Genomic DNA, 2,998 nt, shown 5'->3' with positions numbered 1-2,998 from the left:
TATTCCTGTATACCATTACTATGTAAGACTACCAACAATATTAGTAGAGGGTTTGGAGACCATTAGTAGAGGGTTTGGAGAGCAAACCCCTACCAAGAATTTTAATCCGGGTTAATTCCTTTTTGCCTAAGCATTTCTGCTAGTCTGTCTGCGCGTTGTTTTTCCTGGTCTAATTGTTGTTGTATTTGCTCTGCACGTTGTTTTTCTTGTTCCCGGAGTCGATATAATTCTACAGGGGTGAGAAACTTGTTTCCATCTGGTCGATATATTTCTAGGGTCTCTGCTGTAAGTTCAAAGCGAATACCTAGACGCGGACTTACCCAACCATTAATTTCTGGAATTGCTTCTAAACTATTCCCTACTCTAGTTGAACCGACAAAATCATTTTCATCGGGGTCATAGATATAATATTCTTCAACTCCATATTGTTGATAAAAAAGTAATTTTCTAGTCATTTCCTGGGGGCGGTTGCCTGGTGACAAAATTTCAAATATAACTTGGGGAGCAATATTATTTTCTTCCCACTGTTTATATGAACCCCTATCTCCTTTTGGTCTACCAAAAACAACCATCACATCAGGTGCTTGGCGAATTTTGTTATTTCCTTCCATGGGATACCACAGAAAATCTCCGGCAACGAAAATATCCGCTACTTCAGCAAATAATATTTCTAGGTTTTCTTTAATAGTAACTATCCACCGAAATTGTTTGGTATTATCTGCCATTAGTTGACCGTCGCTATCAGGGTAAATAATTTCTGATTTAGTATCAGTAGTTAGTTGTTTGATCATATTTTGTTTAAACTAATTTGAGGGAAAAGAGTGTAGGGGTTTGGTCTCCAAACCCCTATAATAATGATAACCCTGTAGGGATGTTTCACTGCGTGACATGAAACGCATTTTTGTTATACAACGTCTCTACTTTTTAAGGCGAAACGTTTTTGGAGGGTTGTTCAAAATCTCCTAAAAACAACTTCTGACTTCTGACTTCTAACTTCTGACTTCATTACTGCACTGTTACCACTTCTTCTGAACTTTCATTTGCCAAGCGATCGACTGCCCGCAAAGCATAAGTTCCTGGCGTAACTCTCACCGCATTAGTAGCAGAATTTAATACTTGCAACAGCGCCCATTGATTACCATTTTGCTGATACAACGCCCAAGAGCGAACATCTCCAGTATTATCAGCACTCCAACTAATAACATCAGAATTAACCTGTACTCCTGTAGGTGTTGCGGGAGGTTGGTTATCTAACCACGGCATCGCTGGAGGTAATGCTGGAGTTGGATAAACTGAACTTTTGAATACATTATTTACACCCGACACATTATCTCGAAACATCTTCATACTAAAAAAGATATTTCCTAAAGAAAGTTGACTTGCTCTCTGACGAGAAAGAGCAACTTGTCTCTCAAACTCAGATACTGACCAACCAGAAACTTGTAACTGACTTAAATAGTTTCCAGCATAAATATGACGACGTTGGGGGTTTTGTTGCAACCACCAATTTAACAACACTGGATAACTCTGTTGAGGTGGGTCGATGCGCCAATAAAGTTGAGGTGCCAAATAATCTAGCCAACCCTTCTCCATCCATAACTTCACGTCAGCATATAAACCTTCATATTGATCGAAACCAACAATACCTGGGGGGTTTCCTGGACGATAAATGCCGAACGGACTAATGCCAAATTTGACATAAGGTTTCTCAGCGTGAATACCTTGATAAAGACGTTGCACCATATTATTCACATTCTGTCGTCGCCAGTTAGATAGAGAAAGAGTGCCGCCAGATGCTTTGTAACTATTGTAGGTTTGGTAGTCGGGAAATTCTTGTCCTGCTTGAGGATAGGGATAAAAATAGTCATCGAAGTGAATGGCATCAACATCATAACGGCGCACCACATCTATAATAGTATTGTAAGTTTGGTCTTGAATGACTTGCGCTCCTGGGTCCATCCAAATATTTTTGCCGTATCTATAAGCATATTGGGGATATTTGGTCGCCATGTGATTAGCAGCAAAGGAACCATCATTAGGACTTAGTTGGGCACGGTATGGGTTAAACCAAGCATGAAGTTCGATGTTGCGTTTATGACTTTCGGCGATCGCAAATGCTAAGGGGTCATAATATGGCTGGGGTGGTGTTCCCTGTTGCCCGGTTAACCAGCCACTCCAAGGCTCAATAGGAGAGTCATATAAGGCATCTCCGGTTGGTCGAACTTGCAAGACTAAAGCGTTGAGGTTTAGTTCTTGCATCCGGTTGAGGATGTTGAGTAATTCTGCTTTTTGTTGGGCGACGGGTAGACCTCGTTGAGAAGGCCAGTCAATGTTGGCGACGGATGCTACCCATACTCCACGAAATTCTCTGGGGGAAAAGAAGGATGCTTGTTGAGCAGTGGCTGTGGGTAAGTAGCTAGAGATTTGAGTCAGGGTTAGTCCTAATATTATGAGGCAACTCCAGAGGAGATGTTTGGGTCGAAAGTGGATGTTTTTGGGGATTTTAGCTAATAGTTTGTTGACTAAGTTCATTTTTGGATAGTGGTAATTTAACCTCATTCTACCTGATACTTAACTTCATACGGTTCAATGATTTTTTTGTAGGTTTAGTCAGTAGTAATATTATGTTCGGTTAAATACTTATAATATTTGTGAAGGTTGGTAATAGACATGAGTGGAAATTGATATAACGTGTCACGGTTTGGAGACCAAACCCCTACCTTCCTACTAGCTCTGATAATAACTAATTATTTGAACTTATTTGAACATAAGATAATTTACCCGAACAGAAATTTAACAACTATTGCGTATATCGCCATAAAAGATTTTAGTGGAGGTTGACAAGTAAGAATCTTCCCTAGAAAAAGTCAGATAATTTCTCAATTCTCTTCTTTGCCGAACAGAACTTTAACGACTATTGCGTATATCGCCATAAAAGATTTTACTGGAGGTTGACAAGTAAGAATCTTCCCTAGAAAAAGTCAGATAATTTCTCAAT

The 2,998-nt window shown here is 39.7% G+C and carries 2 protein-coding genes; both read right to left on the bottom strand.

Annotation, left to right across the window (positions count from 1 at the left end; all coding sequences use genetic code 11):
• Positions 1-101: 101 nt before the first annotated feature.
• Positions 102-791, bottom strand: a complete 690-nt coding sequence (locus ACP6PK_RS07500) for a Uma2 family endonuclease (RefSeq protein WP_426559082.1) — start codon at positions 789-791, stop codon at positions 102-104.
• 214 nt (positions 792-1,005) lie between these two features.
• A complete protein-coding gene (locus ACP6PK_RS07495) occupies positions 1,006-2,532 on the bottom strand; it encodes a glycoside hydrolase family 10-like protein (protein WP_426559081.1) in 1,527 nt (508 codons plus the stop codon).
• Positions 2,533-2,998 lie beyond the last annotated feature (466 nt).

It is taken from the genome of Dapis hubbardiae BLCC-M172 (assembly GCF_050016015.1).
GTDB lineage: Bacteria > Cyanobacteriota > Cyanobacteriia > Cyanobacteriales > Microcoleaceae > Trichodesmium.
The sequence above is the reverse complement of the archived record's forward strand: the minus strand, read 5'-3'. Positions and strand labels throughout refer to the sequence as shown.